Raw genomic sequence first — 17,465 nt, 5'->3', positions numbered from 1 at the left:
GCCAACGAGAGGACGCTAACACCGCCGGTATAGTAGGTACCTAGAGGAAAGTGACTACCTCAGGGGGATGTACGTATGGCCGCCGAAGCGAGGACCTGGACGTCGACCTCCGACCCCCAACTCGCCTGCCCCATCAGCCCGGTCGTGGACATCGTCTTCAGCCGCTGGACCACACCGATCCTCTGGGCCCTCCACACCTACGGCCGGCAGCGCTTCGTCGAGCTGGAGCGGCGGATCACGAAGATCACGCCGAAGGTGCTGACCCAGCGGCTGCGGCAACTGGAGCGCGACGGCCTGATCGTGCGCACGTACCACCCGGAGGTCCCGCCCCGCGTCGAGTACGAGATCAGCGACCTGGGCCGCAGCCTCGCCCCACTCTTCGCCCACCTCGCCGAGTGGGCGTCGGACAACCTGGAGAAGGTCGACCAGTCCCGGCAGGCATACGACGCGCACTAGGACGTGTGCACCTCCAGCGCCGCCCGCACCCCCGACTCCAGCGCCCCCTCGATCCACGACGGCTTGACCGAGGTGTGGTCCCCGGCGAAGTGCAGCGGTCCCTCGGGTGCGCGGATGGCCGCGAGGAGTTCCGTGTGCTGGCCGGGGAGGAGGACGGAGGCCTCGCCGTATGCGTACGGGTCGCGCAGCCAGCTCTGGGTGCGGCCCGCGCCGGTGTAGAAGACCTCGATGCGCTGGCCGTACACCTGCTGCAGGCCCCGCAGCGCGTGCGGGTAGCGGGCGTCGTCGTCGAGGGAGTCCCAGCGGGAGGCGTCGTCGGCCCAGCTGTATGAGGCGAGGAGGACGCCGCCCTTGCTGCCGGGCACTGGATGGGAGGGGTTGATCATGAACCGGTTGGAGTTGTCGGAGACCGAGCCGCCGCCGACGATGTCCGCCGCCTCGGGCTGGTCGCGGGCGGCCCACCGGTTCGCGGCGTAGTGCACGCGCTGCCCCGGGCTGATGTGCCCCGGCGGTACGGAGGGGTGCGCGCCGAGGAGACTTCCGTCCGCGGGCGCCTTCCCCTGCCGGTAGTCGTCGTACAACCCGGGCCGTACGGCGTCGAGTTCGCGCTTCCAGTCGCCCTCGCCGAACTCCCACCACCGGCGGCTGAACTCGAGCAGCACCTTGGTGGCGCTGTCGTAGTGCAGCTCGGCGACCGCACGCCGTTTGCCGTACGACATCAGCGGGGCGACCTGCACCTGCCGCAGCCCGGAGAAGGGCACGGTGACGATCGCGAGGTCGGCGGTGAACTCCTCCCGTACGACCTTGCCGTCGCGTCCCTCGGACACCGTGTCGACCCAGACGTGCGGCCCGCCCTTGCGGACGTGGCTGCCGGTGGTGCGGTCGGCGTCCCAGTACTCGATGTGCGTGACCCGGCGGTCCATCCGCACCACGTCGCCCACCTCCCGCAGCAACGCGTCCGGCAGTGTCGCCGTCCCCCCGACCAGCTCCCAGAACGCGGTGTCCGGGCTGATCAGCGACTGGCTGATGAAGCTGTGCACGAAGGACAGCGGCAGCCGCGAGGTCAGGTTCTCCAGGGTGCCGATGAGGTCGACGGTGCGCTCGTCGAAGCCCGCCTGCTCGGTCAGGAAGCGGTACATGGACCAGTCGCCGTACCGCTGGATCACCCGCGCCCAGCCCTCGACCCGCTCGGGCATGGGCTTGTCGACGCGCTTTCCATCCGGCCCGACCGTGCTGAACTCGTCGCGCACGGGGTCCAGGGCGGCGCGCAGGATCGCGGCGGAGGGCGTGTCCCAGTACGTGCGGGGCACCCCGAAGGAACGGTTGATCCTGCGCGGTGACTTCGCGTAGTCGGAGCGCCGGACTCGGATCCCGTTGACATGAAGCCACGCGCGATTGACGGGTTTTCCCTGGCCGTCGACGTCGACGAGATGGAACGGCCGCCGCTTGACGCCGAGTTGGTCGATGAGGCTCATCACCAGCGGATGGCTGCCGGGAATCCGCATGGCCCCGGCCTCGGCGTACTGCTCCGGATCGGCGAACGGCTGCTTCGCGTCCTCGTGTCCACCGGTGCGGAAGGTCTTGATCCGGCCGCCGACCCGGTTGCCGTTGGCCTCCAGCAGCGTCACCTGGTGCCCGGCCCGCTTCAGCAGCCAGGCGGCCACCAGCCCGGCGGGTCCGGCACCGAGCACGAGCACTTTCTTGCCGCCCTTGGTTCTGGGCCGGGGCAGCCCGGAGTCGAGGATCTTCTTGTACCCGGGCACGAGCGGTTTGTTGTCCTCGTCGACGACCAGCAGCGCGCGGGCGACGGCGAGGCAGGTGGACCAGCCGGCGGTGGAACGTGGTGGGCAGGGCGCGGCGGGGGCGGCGGGGACCTGCTGGGGAACGGCGGGCGCGGCTACGGCGGCAGGTCCCGCCGCGGTCAGTCCCAAGGTCGCCGCGGTGGTGAACCGGCGCCGGGAGAACGGATGATGACTGGCAGGCGTGCGAAGTTCATCCATGCGTTCATGGATAGAGCGCGAGGGCTTATGTCCGACAGTGCGATCTACGCCGATCACCGGAACGGGGGAGCGCACCGGCCTGGCCCGAAGCCATCGGCGCTCCACGCGCCCCCTGAGCACAACTCCGGCCGCCTGCCCGGAGGTTTACGGCTGTGCGCAGCTGCCGCTCACCAGGCCACCGGCAGTTCGTACACCCCGTAGATGAACCCGTCGTGCTTGAAGGGGATGTCGTCGATGTCCGCGGCCAGCCGCAGGGTGGGGATGCGGCGGTAGAGCGTGCCGTAGACGACCTGGAGTTCCATGCGGGCGAGGGACTGGCCGAGGCACTGGTGGATGCCGTAGCCGAAGGTGACATGGCGGCGGGCGTCGCGGTCGAGGTCGAGGTGGTCGGGGTCGTCGCCGAAGACGGCGGCGTCCCGGTTGGCGGTCTCGTTGACGACGACGATGCCCTCGCCGGCGCGGATGAGCTGCCCGCCGATCTCGAGGTCCTCCAGCGCCACGCGCCGCGTCCCGCCGTGCGTGATGGTGAGATAGCGCAGCAGTTCCTCCACCGCGCCGGCGATGAACTTCGGGTCGTCGCTCTCGCGCAGGCGGTCCAGCTGGGCGGGGTGTTCCAGCAGGGCGAGCGTGCCCAGCGCGATCATGTTCGCGGTGGTCTCGTGGCCGGCGAACAGCATCAGCACGCCCATCTGTACCGCTTCCTCGCGGGACAGCTCACCGTCCTTGATCCGCCCGGTCAGCCCGGAGAGCAGGTCCTCGCCGGGGTCGTCGAGCTTCTCGCCGACCAGCCCGTCCAGGTACAGGTACAGCCGGATCGCGGCCTCACGCCGCTCCTCGGCGGTGGAGTCGCGGTTGATGATGACCCTGCTGTCGCGCTGGAAGAAGTCATGGCTTTCGTACGGCACTCCGAGCAGCTCGCAGATCACCAGCGAGGGCACCGGCAGCGCGAACGCCTCCACCAGGTCGGTCGGGTTCGGGCCCGCCAGCATCGCGTCGATCCGCTCGTCCACGATCCGCTGCGCGACCGGCCGCATCGTCTCGATCCGCTTGACGGAGAAGGCGCCGGTGACCATCCGCCGCAGCCGCGCGTGCTCGGGGTCGTCCATGAGGATGAAGCTGAGCGCGGACGCCGTCGCCTCCGCCTGCGCCTCCGACGGCGACAGCCTCGGCATGCCGGGCGTGGTCGGGACGACGCTGACCCTGGGGTCGCTCAGCACGGCCCGGTGCTCGGCGTATCCGGTGACCAGCCACGGGGTGCTGCCGTCCCACAGCCGCACCCGCACCACGGGGCCCTCCTGCCGCCGGGCCACCATGGCGGGCGCGGGGTCGAAGGGGCAGCCCGGCGCCCTGCTGGTCCCGTACTCCGGAATCGTGTCGATCGTCGACTTGTCCACCGGGGATCACTCCAACTCATCGTCACATCACGGCACTTGGCCATCGTGAGCCGGTGGCGGCGTACGCGGAAGGAGGGAAGTGGCCGGAACGCGCGACAGGCCCGGAGCGGTGCGCTCCGGGCCTGTCGGTCTGGGGTGGTCTCAGGCGCAGAGCTCCCCGTCGATCAGCTTGTTCCGCGCGTGTTCCGTGGCCAGGTCGGCCGCTCCGTCGCCGGTGGTCGCGAGGACGACGACCCGGCGGCCGTCGGCGCTGGCGCCGTCGCGGGTGGTGTAGCCGGGGAGGTCGCCGCCGTGGCCGTAGTACGAGCCGCCGCAGGACAGCGGGACCTCCATCAGGCCGAGGCCGTAGCGCGCGCCGGCCCAGACCTCGTCCATTTCCGGGGCGCGTACGGTCGTCTTCATCGCCTTCATCTCGGCCGGGCGGAGCAGGTGACCGCCGAGCAGCGCCTGGTAGAAGCGGGTCAGATCGGCCGACGTACTGATCATGCCGCCTGCCGCGCTCCCCGCGGACGGGTTGAGCTCGGTGACGTCGATCGTCGGACCGGAGTCGTCGAAGTCGGAGTAGCCGTGCAGATGGCGGCCGGGGATGTGGGTCTGGGTGGTCGGGGCGAGGGTGTGGCGCAGGTGCAGTGGCTTGATGATGCGGCGGGTGACCTCCTGCTGCCAGCTGTGCCCGGTGGCCTTCTCGATGATCATTCCCGCGAGGATGTAACCCGTGTTGGAGTACGACCACTTGGTGCCCGGCGCGAAGTCCGGCCGGTGCTTCATCGCGATCGCGACCAGCTGCTCGTCGGTCCAGGTGGTGTACCGGCCGGCCTCGAAGCCGTCCACGCTGGTGAACGCCGGGAAGTCCGCCGTGTAGTTGAACAGGCCGCTGGTGTGCTGGAGCAGCTGCCGGACGGTGATCCTGCTGCCGTCGTTGCCGTTGCCGGAGACCACGCCCGGCAGCCAGTCCTCGACGGTGTCGTCCAGCGACAGCCGCCCCTCGCCCGCCAGTTGCAGCACCACCGTGGCGACGAATGTCTTGCTGGCGCTGGCGATGCGGAACCGGTCGCCGGGGCGCACGGCCTCGCCGGTGGCCTGGTCGCTGACGCCGGCGGTGGCCGAGCGCTGCTGGCCGTACGGGCCCGTCGAGCGGGCGATGGCGCCGACGGTCCCCCCGGTCTCCATCACGGCGTTCACCCGGTCCCGCAGCGAATCGTGCGAGGACTGCGGGGACTTGGCCGTGGCGGACGCCACGGGGATCGTCAGGACGGACGCGGCGATCGCGGCGACCAGGGCGGTGGCGGTGCGCTTCATTGCGGGTGCTCCTCGCGGGACGGTGTCCGCACCGCTCTCTGCGATGCGGACACCAACCTAGGAAGCCGCCGGCTTCCGGACGATCCGGCCAACTGGCGTGTGTGCGGTGGGGGTTGCTGCCGTGGCGAGGTGCAGCCTGCTGTACCTCAGCCCCTTCGCTGTACGTCCTCCAGGTACCGCAGCACCGCCGCCACCCGCCGGTCCACCTGGTCCTGCGGCGACAGATCCAGCTTGGCGAAGATGCTCCGGATGTGCTTGTGCACGGCGCCGTCGGTGACGACGAGCCGTTCGGCGATGGCGCTGTTGCCGAGCCCCTCGGCCATCAGCGCCAGCACGTCCCGCTCCCGGGGGCTGAGCCGTTCCAGGCGGGTGTCCTCGCGGCTGCGCGTGAACAGCTGGGCCACCACCTCGGGATCGATGGCGGTGCCGCCCTCCGCCACGCGCCGCAGCGCGTCGAGGAACTCCTCGACCCGGCCGACCCGTTCCTTCAGCAGATAGCCGAGCCCGTCCACTCCGCCGCCCAGCAGATCGCTGGCGAAGCTCTGCTCGACGTAGGCCGACAGGACGAGCACGGCGAGATCGGGCCTGCGCCGCCGCGCCTCGACCGCCGCGACGATCCCCTCGTCGGTGTGCGTCGGCGGCATCCGTACGTCGAGGATGGCGACGTCGGGCTTGTGCTCGTCGATGGCGTCCAGGATGCCGTCGGGGGTTCCGGCGGTGGCGACGACGTCCAGGCCCTCGGCGCGCAGGAGGAGAGCGAGGCCCTCGCGCAGCAACGGGTCGTCCTCGGCGATCACGATCCGCATGAACGCTCCCGCTTCGTCATGTTCCGCATGGCAGTTCCACTTCCAGTGTCGTCGGGCCGCCGGGCGGGCTGGCCACGGCGAGGGTGCCGTCGAGGGCCGCGATCCGGCGGCGGATGCCGGTCAGTCCGGAGCCGCCCTCCTCGTCCGCGCCGCCCCGGCCGTTGTCGGTGACGGTCAGACGCAGCAGGCCGCCGCGGCTGCGCACGGTGACGGTGGCGTTGTCGGCCTGGCTGTGCTTGGCGATGTTGGTCAGGGCCTCGGCGACCACGAAGTAGGCGGTCGCCTCGACGGACGCGGCGCACCGCGCGGGCGCGTCCACGTCGATCCGGCAGGGCACCGCGCAGGACGCGGCGAGTCCGCTGAGCGCGCCTTCGAGGCCGCGGTCGGCGAGCACCGGCGGCAGGATGCCCCGGGCGACGCCGCGGAGTTCGGCGAGGGCCTGTTCGGCGGCGACCTGGGCGCGTTCGAGGAGTTCTTCGGCGCCGGCCGGGTCGCGGGCCACCATGCGGCGGGCGGCGCCGAGCAGCACGGTGACGGTGACGATCCGGTTCTGCGTGCCGTCGTGCAACGAGCGCTCGATACGGCGCAGTTCGGTGGCGTGCGCGTCCAGCGCGGCGGCCCGGGTCGCGGTCAGCTCGGCGACGCGCAGGGACAGGTCGACGTCGGGCCCGGCGGACAGCAGCCGCCGTCCGGGCGCCGCCTGCAGCCGTGCCATGCCCGGCGTGAGCCCCACGATGATCGCGATCCAGCCCAGCCCGAGCAGCGAGACGGAGAGGGCGTCCGGCCAGGTCTGCGCGGGGTCGAACCCCAGCGACGTGCTGTTGGTCTCCTTGGGCAGCAGCCGCCAGTACGCCGGGAACAGCGCGTCGCGCACCGCCATCAGCGGCAGCAGCACGCCGATGAAGCCCAGCAGGAACCCCAGCGTGCCGTGGCGCAGCAGCCAGCGCAGCTCCCGCCGGGTGGTCGCGTCGACGAGGGCGAGCCGCAGCCGGGTCGGCGCCGGACCGGGGCCGATGACCTCGGGCCCCCAGCGGCCGAGCCGGTCGCGTTCGCGGTCGGCCAGCGCGTGCAGGGCGCGCAGCACCTGGGGTGCCATGAGCAGGCCGACGCCGAGCGGAACGGTGACGAGGGCGATCAGCAGCCACAGCAGGACGGCCAGTGCGATCACGGCGGTACCGAGCCCGCCGGCGAGCTGTTCCAGCGCGGTGCCGGCAGCCCTGGTGGCGCGGACGGTGGTCTCCCGGATGCCGGGGCGCGCGGGGGCGGCCTTGTTGCCGTCTGTGGGGGCGGCGGTTTCGGCGTGCACGTCAACGACCCTAGGCGGTCGGCCGGTTCGCCGTCATGCGGAGGAGCACAGAGGTACAGCCTGCTGTACCCCGAACCGGGCGGCCTGCGGGCTCGGAGACAGGGGGTCACGATCCGTAGCTTCGGTGACCGACGGCGAATCACCGAAGCAGCCAAGGAGCAGGCCATGACCACCACCGACCGCTACCGCCTCACCACCGACACCGACAGCCCCCGGCCGAGCGGCCTGACCCTCTCCGACCTCGCCCGGGCGACCCTGTGGATCGTGCTGGTGATCAGCGTCGTCGGCAACATGGCCGCCTCCTACAGCGGCGCCGCGACCCACATCCACCTCGCGTGCGGCGCGGTCACCGCGCTCTGTGTGACGGCGCTCGTCGTGCAGCGGCTGCGGGGCCGGCGATGAGGGCGCCCTCCGCGGGAACTCCCCGTACGGTCACGGGCCACGCACCCGCCATCGCGCTGGCGCACGTCAGCAAGACGTACCCGGGTGGCGTACGAGCCCTGGACGACGTGTCGCTCACGGTCACACGCGGCACCTTCCTCGCCGTGATGGGGCCGTCCGGGTCCGGCAAGAGCACGCTGATGCACTGCGCCGCCGGGCTGGACTCCCCGACCGAGGGCAGCATCGCCATCGACGGCCACGAGATCGGCGGCCTGAACGAGACCCGCCGCACCGAACTGCGCCGCGAGCGCATCGGCTTCGTGTTCCAGTCCTACAACCTCGTCCCCTCCCTCTCCATCGCCGACAACATCACCCTGCCGCTGCGCCTGGCGGGCCGCGCCCCCGACAAGGACTGGCTGATGGCGCTGGTGGCGCGCGTCGGACTGGCCGACCGGCTCAGCCACCGGCCCGCCGAACTCTCCGGCGGCCAGCAGCAACGCGCCGCCATCGTCCGGGCGCTGGTCGCCAAGCCCGCCGTGGTCTTCGCCGACGAACCGACCGGCGCGCTGGATCTGCGCACCGCCCACCAGGTGCTCCACCTGCTGCGCGAACTCGTCGACGAACTCCGCCAGACCGTCGTGATGGTCACCCACGACCCGGCCGCCGCCGCCCAGGCGCACCAGGCCCTGGTCATGGCCGACGGCCGCGTGACGGAGACCCTGCACAAGCCGACCGCGCCCGAACTGGCCGCCCGCCTGGTCGCGTTGGGAGAGGCGTAACCCATGTTGCATCTCGCGGTACGCATGGCCGGCCACCGCATCACCGCACTTCTCGCGGTGGCCTGCGCGGTCCTCGGCGGCGCGGCACTCATCACCGGCACCGGCGTCCTCGCCGAGTCCGGCCTGCGCTCCCAGCTCCCCACCGGCCGCCTCGCCGGAGCGGACGTCGTGGTCTCCACCGACCAGACCTACCACCCGCCCGCCGACCTGCCGATCGCGCTCCCGGAGCGCGGGGCGGTCCCGGCCCGGCTGGCCGACGAGCTCTCCCAACTGCCGGGCGTCACCAAGGCGGTCGGCGACATCGGCTTCCCCGCAGCCGTCGTCGACGCGCGCGGTCAGGTCGTACCGTCCGAGGAACCGCAGACGGCCGGACACGGCTGGTCCTCCAAGGAGCTGTACGAGGACGCGAAGATCGACGGCACCGCGCCCGCCGGCTCGCGTCAGGTGGCCCTCGACAGCGAGACGGCGCAGGCCGCCGGAGTCCAGGTCGGCGACCAGGTACGGATCGCCGCGGTGGGCCGCGCAGACGCCGACTACCGTCTCTCCGCGGTCGTCGACGCCCCCGGCGCCGGAATCCTCTTCGCCGATACGACGGCCCGACAGCTGTCCGGCGGCAGCACCGTCGACCTGGTCGCCGTGCGCACCGAACCCGGCGCCGAGGACGAGGTCGCCGCCGCGGCCCGCGCCGAACTGCGGGGCACCGGCCTGACCGTGTCCACCGGTGGCGACCGGGGAGACATCGAGTCCCCCGGCGCCGGAGCGGCCCGCTCCCTGCTGATCCTGCTCGCCGGTTCACTGGCCGGCATCGTCCTGCTGATCATCGGCTTCGTCATGGCGAGCGCGCTGGCCGTGGCGGTCGGCGGGCAACGCCGCGACCTGGCCCTGATGCGGGCCGTGGGCGCGACTCCCAAGCAGATACGGCGACTTGCCGCGACGCAGGCCACGCTCATCGCGGGCGTGGCGATGGTGCCAGGCGTGGCGCTGGGCTATCTGCTGGCCGGGCGGTTCCGCGATCTCCTGGTCGACCGAGGGGTCCTGCCTCAGACCCTGCCGCTCACCCTGAGCCCGCTCCCCGCAGCCGTCACGGTCCTGCTCCTGGCCGCCGCCGTCCAGGTGTCCGCCCGGGGTGCCGCCTGGCGCACCTCGCGCATGCCGGCCACCGAGGCGGTCGCCGAGTCCCGCAGCGAACCCCGCAACCCGTCGAAGCTGCGCACCCGCGCCGGCCTTCTCCTGATCGTCGCCGCGACAGCCCTCTCCGTGGTCCCGCTGCTGAGCCGCACGGTCCTCGGCTCCACGGCCACCTCCATGGCCGGGATCATCGGCGCGATCGGCCTGGCGCTGGCAGGCCCCGCCCTGGTCCGGGGCGTCGGCACTACGGCGGCACGCCGGCTGCGCCCCGGCGTCTCGGCGCCGACCTGGCTGGCCGTGTCCAACATTCGCGGTTACGCCATGCGGCTCGCGGGCGTCGTCAGCGCCCTCGCGATGGCGGTCGTGTTCGTGCTGACGTACACCTTCACGCAGACGACGGTGATGGCGGCCACCGCGGACGACGTCCGCACCGGCACCCTCGCCCAGCAGCGCCTCACCGCTCCCGGCCTGGGCGGACTGCCCGCCGACGCGCTGACGGCCGTACGCGACACGGATGGCGTACGAGCCGCTGCCCCCGTCAGTTCCACGACCGTGGTGTGGCCCTACAAGATGCTGGGTGAGGACGAGGTCGAGTCCGCTACGGCGATGATCCTGACGCCGGACGCGGGGTCGGTGCTCGATCTCGGGGTGCGGGACGGGAGCCTGGACCGGCTCACCGGTGCCACCGTCGCCGTCAGCAGTGAGGTCGCGCGGATGCGGGGGGCGGAGCTGGGCAGGACGGTGCGTCTGGTGCTCGGTGACGGCGCCCGGGTCGAGGCGCGGGTCGTCGCCGTCTACGACCGCGGGCTGGGCTTCGGTCCGGTCGCCCTGTCCCACGATCTCGCGAAGGGGCACACGACCGCCGGGCTCGACCAGAGCGTCCTCGTCCGCACCGACGGCAGTGCGGCGGCGGAGCGCGATCTCGCCGAGCTGGTGGCGGCGCGGCCCGGGCTGGTGCTGGAGCCGACCGACACCGGAGACGGTGAGGGGCTCGGCGAGGCGCCGCCCGAGGTGTGGATCAACCTGGCCGTCATCGTCGTACTCCTCGGCTACCTGCTGCTGAGCATCGCCAACAAGCTCGTCGCCACGACGGCCCAGCGCCGCAATGAGATCGCCACGCTACGCCTGAACGGCACCACACCCCGGCAGATCCTGGCGATGATGCGCCGCGAGGCCGTGGTGATCGGCGCGGCGTCCCTCACCACGGGCGTACTGCTGTCGGTGATCCCCCTGGCCCTGCTCGGCATCGGCTTCCTGAACCGCCCCTGGCCCGCGGGCCCGGCATGGCTGCTGCCCGCCCTCGCGGTCCTGGTCGTCTGCACGGCCTTCCTCACGGTCGAACTGCCGACCCGGCAGGCGCTCCGGACGGCACCGGCGGACGCGCTCTCGGTGCGGGAGTGACAGGCCACCTGGTGATGGGTGGCCTTGATGGGTCGGCTTGATAGGTCGGCCCATCCGCGATGAGCTGGTGGTCACCGTCATCTCATCCGATGGCTCAGGCCCGATACCCCGGAGGGCACACCATGAGGATCCATCTGACCAGCGTCTTCGTCGACGACCAGGAGAAGGGGCTGCGCTTCTACACCGACGTGCTCGGCTTCCGGACGAAGCACGACGTCCCCATGGGCGAGGACCGCTGGCTCACCCTCGTCTCCCCCGAGGACCCCGACGGCACCGAACTCCTCCTCGAGCCCTCGCGCCACCCCGTGGTGAAGGCGTACAAGGAAGGGCTTGCCGCGGAGGGCATCCCGGCCGTCTCCTTCGCCGTCGACGACGTACCGGCGGAGTTCGAGCGGCTGCGCGGGCACGGTGTGCGGTTCGCCCAGGAGCCGCTGGACATGGGGCCGGCCGTCACCGCCATCCTCGACGACACCTGCGGCAATCTGATCCAGATCGTGCACACGAAGTAGGGGCCGGCACACGGACGGGGCGGCGTACGCCGGTGGGGTGCCGGTGTACGCCGCCCTGGGGTGGGACGCGTTGCGGGATGGCCCGCGCCGTCATGGTGTTACTTCGGGTCCTGGTTGAACTTCGAGGTCGACCAGCGGTAGCCGAGTACGGCGAGGGCGAGGCACCAGGCGATCGCGATCCATCCGTTGTTGCCGATCTCGGTGCCGAGCAGCAGGCCGCGCAGGGTTTCGATGGCGGGTGTGAAGGGCTGGTACTCGGCGATCGGCTGGAACCAGCCCGGCATCGCGTCGATCGGGACGAAGGTGCTGGAGATCAGCGGCAGGAAGATCAGCGGCATGGCCTGGTTGCTGGCTGCCTCGGCGTTCGGGCTGACCAGTCCCATGCCGACCGCGAGCCAGGTGAGCGCCAGGGTGAACAGCACGAGCAGCCCGAACGCGGCGAGCCACTCCAGGGCCGTGGCATCGGTGGAGCGGAAGCCGATGGCCACGCCGATGGCGCCGACGAAGACCACGCTCATGATCGCCTGCAGCACGCTGCCGAGAACGTGCCCGATGAGCACCGAGCCGCGGTGGATCGCCAGGGTGCGGAAGCGGGCGATGATGCCCTCGTTCATGTCCATGGCGACGGACACGGCGGTGCCGATCGCGGTGGAGCCGATGGTCATCATCAGGACGCCGGGCACGAGGTAGGCGATGTACTCGGACCTGTCCGCCCCGCCGCCTCCGATCCCCGCGCTCATCGTCTCGCCGAAGATGTAGACGAAGAGCAGCAGGAGCATGACCGGCGTGAGCAGCAGGTTCAGGGTGAGCGACGGGTAGCGGCGCGCGTGCAGCAGGTTGCGCCGCAGCATCGTGGAGGAGTCGCGCACGGCGAGGGAGATCCGGGTCGGGCGGGCGGGAGCCAGGGGGGTGCTCATCGGACAGCCTCCTTGGGCTGGTTGGGGACGGTGGCGCCGCTGCCGGTGAGGGCGAAGAAGACGTCGTCGAGGTCGGGGGTGTGCACGGTCAGCTCGTCCGCCTCGATGCCGGCCAGGTCGAGCCGGTCGAGGATGAAGCGCAGCTCCCGCTGGCTGCCGCCGCTGGGGATCTGCAGAGCCAGCGCCTCGTCGTCCCGGGTGACCTCGACCAGCGCCGTGGCGGCGGACTGGTAGGCGGCCGGGTCGGTGAAGCGGAGGCGGATGTGTCCGCCGGGGATGAGGCGCTTGAGCTCGTCGGCGCTTCCCTCGGCGGCGATCTTGCCGTCGTTCAGCACCGCGATGCGGTCGGCGAGTTCGTCGGCCTCCTCCAGGTACTGGGTGGTGAGCAAGACCGTGACCCCGTCGGAGACCAGCCCGCGGATGATCTGCCACATGTTGTGCCGGGAGCGCGGGTCGAGACCGGTGGTCGGCTCGTCCAGGAAGATGATCCGCGGGCTGCCGACCAGCGTCATGGCGATGTCGAGCCGCCGCTTCATACCGCCGGAGTAGGTGGAGGCGGGCTTCTTCGCCGCCTCGACCAGGTCGAAGCGTTCCAGCAGCTCGGCGGCGACCCGCCGCCCCTCGGACCTGGACAGGTGGTGCAGGTCCGCCATGAGGAGCATGTTCTCCTCACCGGTGATCAGCCCGTCCACGGCCGAGAACTGCCCGGTGACACCGATCGCGCCGCGCACGGCCTGCGGATCGGCGGCGAGATCATGGCCCCCGACGCTGATGACACCGGCGTCGGCGCTGATCAGGGTGGACAGGATCTTGACGGCGGTGGTCTTGCCGGCCCCGTTCGGGCCGAGCAGGGAGAAGACCGATCCTTCCGCCACGTTCAGGTCGATACCGTCGAGGACGGTCTTGTCGCCGTAGGACTTGCGCAGCCCGTTCGCCGCGATGGCCAGGTTGGTCATGACGTTGCTCCTTTACAGGCTGCGGGCGCTGATGTCGCCGTAGGCGGTGGTGGCGTGGATGGACAGGCCGGCGGCGGCGCCGTCGGTGTTCTTGAGCGCGTTGCTGACGCGGCCGTAGCCGGTGCCGGCGTCGAGGGTGGCGGAGACTCCCTGGGCGGCGCCGATGGTGATGTCGCCCTTCTGGGTGCTGAGGGTGACGGTGCCGGTCGCGGCCTCGTCGATGCGGATGTCGCCCCGCTGGGTGCGGATCTCGCCGGGGCCGGTGAGGCGGCCCACGGTGATGTCGGCGTCGGCGGCGGTGAGGCGGGCGCTTGCCGCCTCGTCGAGCTTGACCGAGCGGTAGCCGTCCGCGACGACGACATCGCCGAGCCGTCCGACACCGCGGAACTCGGCGGCTGCCGTCTTCGCCTCGACGCGGGAGCCGGCGGGCAGTTGGACGGTCACCTCGACGGACCCGGAGGGGCCGAGGTACTTGTTCTTCGCGGGTGGGGCCGTGATCCGCAGCAGTCCGTCGCCGTAGGTGACCTCGATCTGTTCGGCCGCCTTCACATCGCGGCTCTTGGCGGCGTTCGCCGGCAGCACCTCGACGGTGGTGTCGGCGCGGTCCGCGGCGATGAGCTGGATGCGTCCGGCCGGGATGTCGAAGTGGGCGGAGATCGGGGCGGCGGTGTCGAACTTCTGGATCGTGTGCTGGGCCTTGTACATGGTGTGCTCCTTGGCAGTCACTGTTTCCAATGACAGAAACGCTACGTTGCATTCAAGGATCTGGCAATCAGTTCGTTGCGCGGAATCAGCATAATTGCAGGTGAAGGCCGAGAATTCGTTGCAACAGTTCTGAACGTAACGCAACAACTCCTCCTCCGCCTGTTGCAATGAATTGGAAGTGAACGCTATGGTGGAGGCCACGGACCACGAAGGAGGCAGCGATGCCGGGAGGCAGACTCACCCAGCAGGAACGCCAGCAGATCGCGCTGGGACTGGCCGACGGCCTCGCCTACGCGGAGATCGCCAGGCGCCTGGAGCGCCCGACCTCGACCATCACCCGCGAGGTCATGCGCAACGGCGGCCCCACGGGCTACCGCGCCGACCTCGCCCACCGCGCCACCGAACACCGCGCCCACCGCCGCAAGCAGGCCGCGCCCCCGAGTCCGCAGGCGCCCCCGCAGGCCTACGGGCGCGACCCGGAGGCGGTGCGCGAGTACGAGGAGGTGTTCACCACCGTCCTCATGGCGTCGGGCACGCCCAAGATGATGGCCCGCGTGATGGCCTGCCTGTGCGTCAGTGACTCGGGCAGCCTCACCGCGTCCGAACTGGCCCAGCGCCTTCAGGTCAGCCCGGCGTCCATCTCCAAGGCGGTCGCGTTCCTCGAGAGCCAGAGCCTGGTCCGCCGGGAACGCGACGACCGCCGCCGCGAGCGCTATGTCGTCGACGACGACATCTGGTACCAGTCGATGATGGCCAGCGCCCGGGCCCTCGTTCAGACCGTCGAGACCGCACGGCAGGGCGTCAGCGTCCTCGGCGCCGACACCCCGGCCGGCGTCCGCTTCGAGAACATCGCCCGCTTCCTCGACTTCGTCGCCGAGAGCACCGCCCGCGCGGCGGAGCAGGCTCGCGACATCCTGCGGACGAAACCCGAGACGACGGCGGGCGGCGCCGACTGAGCCACGGTCAGGTGGCCGTCTCCCTGTCCCACGCCCCCGACAGCCGCCGCGTCACGGCCGAACTCAGCGTCCGTACGCCGGAGGTGGAGCCCGGGTCGATGCCGGTGAGTTCGCGTACGCGGCGGAGGCGGTAGTCGAGGGTGCGGGGGTGGACGTTGAGGGCGGTCGCGGTGGCGCCGCGGTTCATGTCGTGGCGGTAGTACGCGTCGAGGGTGACGAGGAGGTCGGGGCCGGAGTCGAGGCGCTGGGCCACCGTGTGGAGCCAGGCATCGATGAACGGCACGTCCGCGACGGCGAGTTCGACGAAGACGTCCGGCATGGTGTGCGGCCGCAACCGGGCCGATGCCGGTCGCAGCGGGGCCGCCTCGCTGATCCGCCGGGCCCGGTCGAGGGCGTCGGCGAGTTCGGAGCGGGGTGCGGTGGCGGTGCCGGCGGCGCAGGGGCGGCCGAGGGCCTCGGCGAAATCCCGTACGAGATCAGTCACGGGCGCGGGGGACTGCCGTAACTCCCCGTCCGCACACGGAGTTACGGCGATCAGCTCACCACCCCGCGTTCCGCCCTCCGGGCACCACACGACCGGCACCCGGTGCGTCTGCACCAGCGCCTCGATCTCGTTGTCCAGGTCACGGTCACCGGCGGGGCGGTCCGGCACCCGGATCACCGTCACCGCGCAGAATTCGGGGACTTCCAGGCCGAGGGCGGGGGCGAGGTCGGTGGCCATGGGGTCGCCGGTCAGCAGTGACCTGGCCAGCAGGGCGACCTGTTCGACGTACGGCAGTCGGCGGCGCAGCACCGTCACGAATCCCTGCCGGTAGGCGACGATGCCGCGGTCGCCCTGCGGGGCGAACCAGGTCATCACCTGCATGAGTTCCTCGACATCGCCGCCGCGCTGGCTCTCGGTCGCCTCGTGGATGTCGCGCAGCATGAGCGCGGTGTGCACGCGCAGCACCCGCTGCCGTGAATCCGAGGACATTCCGGCACCGGCCCGAACCTCGCCGATGGACGCGATGTAGCGGAGGTCGTCGGCGGTCAGCTCGCTGTTGCCCGGGGACAGTTCGATCGTCCGGCGCCGGAGCCACACCGAGTACTCCATCGTCTCGCCCCTGGCCCGGGGGTCTGTATCCAGAAATCGGAACTCCGGAATCTCGCGTGCGTACGTCTCGACCTCCCGGCGGGCGTTGGTCGACGCCTGCCGGGCCAGTTCAGCGAAGAGGCTCCCCATGGACGGGAGCCTGCCAGCGCAGGTGAGCGGCTCGACAGACGAAATCCGGACGGGATTTATCACTTCGCGTGAATCGAAGACCGTGGTATCGACCCGGCATTTGTCACGGTGTGCAAAGTTCGCTGATCAAGGGGGTGTTGTGGGCCGATCCGGTTGTGGAGCTGCTGTGAAGGCGGCTAAATGGGAGCCGCCATGACGTCGAAATTCGCACTCGCAGAGGCACTGCGCGCGCAATTTCATTCGATGGCATTCGATCAAACGGGAGGGAAACAGCCATGAAATCAGGAAACCGAAAGAGACTCGCGGCGGCGATCGCGGTCCTGTCCGTGTCCTCGGCGCTCATGCTGGGCCTGCCGGGCAGCGGCTCGGCCGCCGCCACCCCCAGCCTGGTGGCCTTCGGGATCACCGGTGACGGCACCCAGATGGCCATGTTCACCACCGACAAGCCGAACGTGAACAACTGGGTCAGGGACATCGTCGGGCTCAGTGGCGACACGACTCTGATCGGCATCGACTTCCGGGTGCAGAACGGCCTGATGTACGGCGTCGGCAACCAGGGCGGCATCTACACGATCAAGACCCCGCCGGCCACCACGGACGTCGTGATCACCAAGGTCTCCCAGCTCCAGTACACGCTGCACGGCATGAACTTCGGCGTCGACTTCAACCCGGCCGCCGACCGGCTGCGTGTGATCAGCGACACCGGCCAGAACCTGCGGCACAACCTCAACGACCACACGACCATCCAGGACCTGAACCTCACCACCCCGCCGATCGAGGGCACGACCAAGGGCGTCTCCGCCGCCGCCTACACGAACAACGACCTCAACGGGGCCACCGCGACCACGCTGTTCGACATCAACACGACCAGCGACCAGGTCGTCATCCAGTCCCCGGCCAACAACGGCACGCTGGCAGCGACCGGCAGCCTCGGCATCGACGCGCAGATCAACGCGGGCATGGACATCTTCAGCACCCTGTCGGGCGGCAAGACGGTCAGCAACGCCGCCTTCGCCGCTCTCACCGTCCCCGGCGCCAACAGGCCCTCCCTCTACAGCATCAACATCTTCACCGGCGAGGCCACGCTCGTGGCCGACGCCGCCACGTCCAAGTTCGCCATCAACATCACGGACCTGGCCATCTCCCTCACGGGAAGCTGAGCCCGTACGTCAGCGGCCCGCCGGGCAGTTGGGGGCCCGGCGGCCCGCCTTCGCGCCGTACCGGGACCGGTACCCGTACCGCGCCACTAC

The 17,465-nt window shown here is 70.9% G+C and carries 16 protein-coding genes; 7 read left to right on the top strand and 9 right to left on the bottom strand.

Going from position 1 to position 17,465, the window contains the following annotated elements; all coding sequences use genetic code 11:
• Window positions 1-75 precede the first annotated feature (75 nt).
• Entirely contained in the window at window positions 76-456 is a 381-nt protein-coding gene (locus AB0I98_RS43720; protein WP_362951644.1) for a helix-turn-helix domain-containing protein, read from the top strand.
• Here AB0I98_RS43720 and AB0I98_RS43715 read toward each other — a convergent pair.
• From AB0I98_RS43715 to AB0I98_RS43695, 5 genes are all read right to left on the bottom strand, one after another.
• Window positions 453-2,456 (bottom strand): FAD-dependent oxidoreductase, encoded by a 2,004-nt coding sequence (locus AB0I98_RS43715; RefSeq protein WP_362951643.1) that lies wholly within the window; start codon window positions 2,454-2,456, stop codon window positions 453-455. The two genes, AB0I98_RS43720 and AB0I98_RS43715, sit on opposite strands and share 4 nt — an antisense overlap.
• Window positions 2,457-2,623: 167 nt before the next feature.
• Window positions 2,624-3,850, bottom strand: a complete 1,227-nt coding sequence (locus tag AB0I98_RS43710; protein WP_362951642.1) for a cytochrome P450 — start codon at window positions 3,848-3,850, stop codon at window positions 2,624-2,626.
• Between the two features lie 141 nt (window positions 3,851-3,991).
• Complete coding sequence (locus tag AB0I98_RS43705; RefSeq protein WP_362951641.1) at window positions 3,992-5,149, bottom strand: serine hydrolase domain-containing protein; 1,158 nt, start codon at window positions 5,147-5,149, stop codon at window positions 3,992-3,994.
• A gap of 146 nt (window positions 5,150-5,295) precedes the next feature.
• Entirely contained in the window at window positions 5,296-5,955 is a 660-nt protein-coding gene (locus tag AB0I98_RS43700; protein ID WP_362951640.1) for a response regulator transcription factor, read from the bottom strand.
• Window positions 5,956-5,971: 16 nt separating this feature from the next.
• Window positions 5,972-7,201, bottom strand: coding sequence for a sensor domain-containing protein (locus tag AB0I98_RS43695; protein WP_362951664.1), 1,230 nt, complete (start codon window positions 7,199-7,201; stop codon window positions 5,972-5,974).
• 225 nt (window positions 7,202-7,426) lie between these two features.
• Here AB0I98_RS43695 and AB0I98_RS43690 point away from each other — a divergent pair, with 225 nt between their 5' ends.
• The 4 genes from AB0I98_RS43690 (at window position 7,427) to AB0I98_RS43675 (ending at window position 11,459) form a co-directional block, all read left to right on the top strand.
• Complete coding sequence (locus tag AB0I98_RS43690) at window positions 7,427-7,663, top strand: hypothetical protein (RefSeq protein WP_362951639.1); 237 nt, start codon at window positions 7,427-7,429, stop codon at window positions 7,661-7,663.
• On the top strand, window positions 7,660-8,421 hold the full coding sequence (locus AB0I98_RS43685) for an ABC transporter ATP-binding protein (RefSeq protein WP_362951638.1): 762 nt from the start codon (window positions 7,660-7,662) through the stop codon (window positions 8,419-8,421). Before AB0I98_RS43690 ends, AB0I98_RS43685 begins: the two co-directional genes overlap by 4 nt.
• A 3-nt stretch (window positions 8,422-8,424) precedes the next feature.
• Window positions 8,425-10,950, top strand: a complete 2,526-nt coding sequence (locus tag AB0I98_RS43680; protein WP_362951637.1) for an FtsX-like permease family protein — start codon at window positions 8,425-8,427, stop codon at window positions 10,948-10,950.
• Window positions 10,951-11,072: 122 nt separating this feature from the next.
• Entirely contained in the window at window positions 11,073-11,459 is a 387-nt protein-coding gene (locus AB0I98_RS43675) for a VOC family protein (protein WP_362951636.1), read from the top strand.
• Between the two features lie 98 nt (window positions 11,460-11,557).
• On the opposite strand, the gene AB0I98_RS43670 is transcribed toward AB0I98_RS43675, so the two are convergent.
• Genes AB0I98_RS43670 through AB0I98_RS43660 form a run of 3 tightly spaced genes read right to left on the bottom strand, consistent with a single transcriptional unit; the run spans window position 11,558 to window position 14,016 of the window.
• Entirely contained in the window at window positions 11,558-12,376 is an 819-nt protein-coding gene (locus tag AB0I98_RS43670) for an ABC transporter permease (protein ID WP_362951635.1), read from the bottom strand.
• On the bottom strand, window positions 12,373-13,332 hold the full coding sequence (locus AB0I98_RS43665; protein ID WP_362951634.1) for an ATP-binding cassette domain-containing protein: 960 nt from the start codon (window positions 13,330-13,332) through the stop codon (window positions 12,373-12,375). Before AB0I98_RS43665 ends, AB0I98_RS43670 begins: the two co-directional genes overlap by 4 nt.
• 12 nt (window positions 13,333-13,344) lie before the next feature.
• Entirely contained in the window at window positions 13,345-14,016 is a 672-nt protein-coding gene (locus tag AB0I98_RS43660; RefSeq protein ID WP_362951663.1) for a DUF4097 family beta strand repeat-containing protein, read from the bottom strand.
• Window positions 14,017-14,258: 242 nt separating this feature from the next.
• Between AB0I98_RS43660 and AB0I98_RS43655 the strand changes: the two genes are divergently transcribed.
• Window positions 14,259-14,993 carry a helix-turn-helix domain-containing protein gene (locus AB0I98_RS43655; protein ID WP_362951633.1) on the top strand — a complete coding sequence of 245 codons (735 nt, stop codon included), beginning with the start codon at window positions 14,259-14,261 and terminating at the stop codon, window positions 14,991-14,993.
• A gap of 7 nt (window positions 14,994-15,000) precedes the next feature.
• On the opposite strand, the gene AB0I98_RS43650 is transcribed toward AB0I98_RS43655, so the two are convergent.
• Entirely contained in the window at window positions 15,001-16,215 is a 1,215-nt protein-coding gene (locus tag AB0I98_RS43650; RefSeq protein WP_362951632.1) for a helix-turn-helix domain-containing protein, read from the bottom strand.
• A 275-nt stretch (window positions 16,216-16,490) separates the two neighbouring features.
• On the opposite strand from AB0I98_RS43650, the gene AB0I98_RS43645 reads away from it, so the two are divergent.
• Entirely contained in the window at window positions 16,491-17,375 is an 885-nt protein-coding gene (locus AB0I98_RS43645) for a DUF4394 domain-containing protein (RefSeq protein ID WP_362951631.1), read from the top strand.
• Window positions 17,376-17,465 lie beyond the last annotated feature (90 nt).

Origin of the sequence: Streptomyces sp. NPDC050211 (assembly GCF_040656035.1) — a bacterium.
Classification (GTDB): Bacteria; Actinomycetota; Actinomycetes; order Streptomycetales; family Streptomycetaceae; genus Streptomyces.
This window is presented reverse-complemented; position numbering and strand designations above follow the sequence as displayed.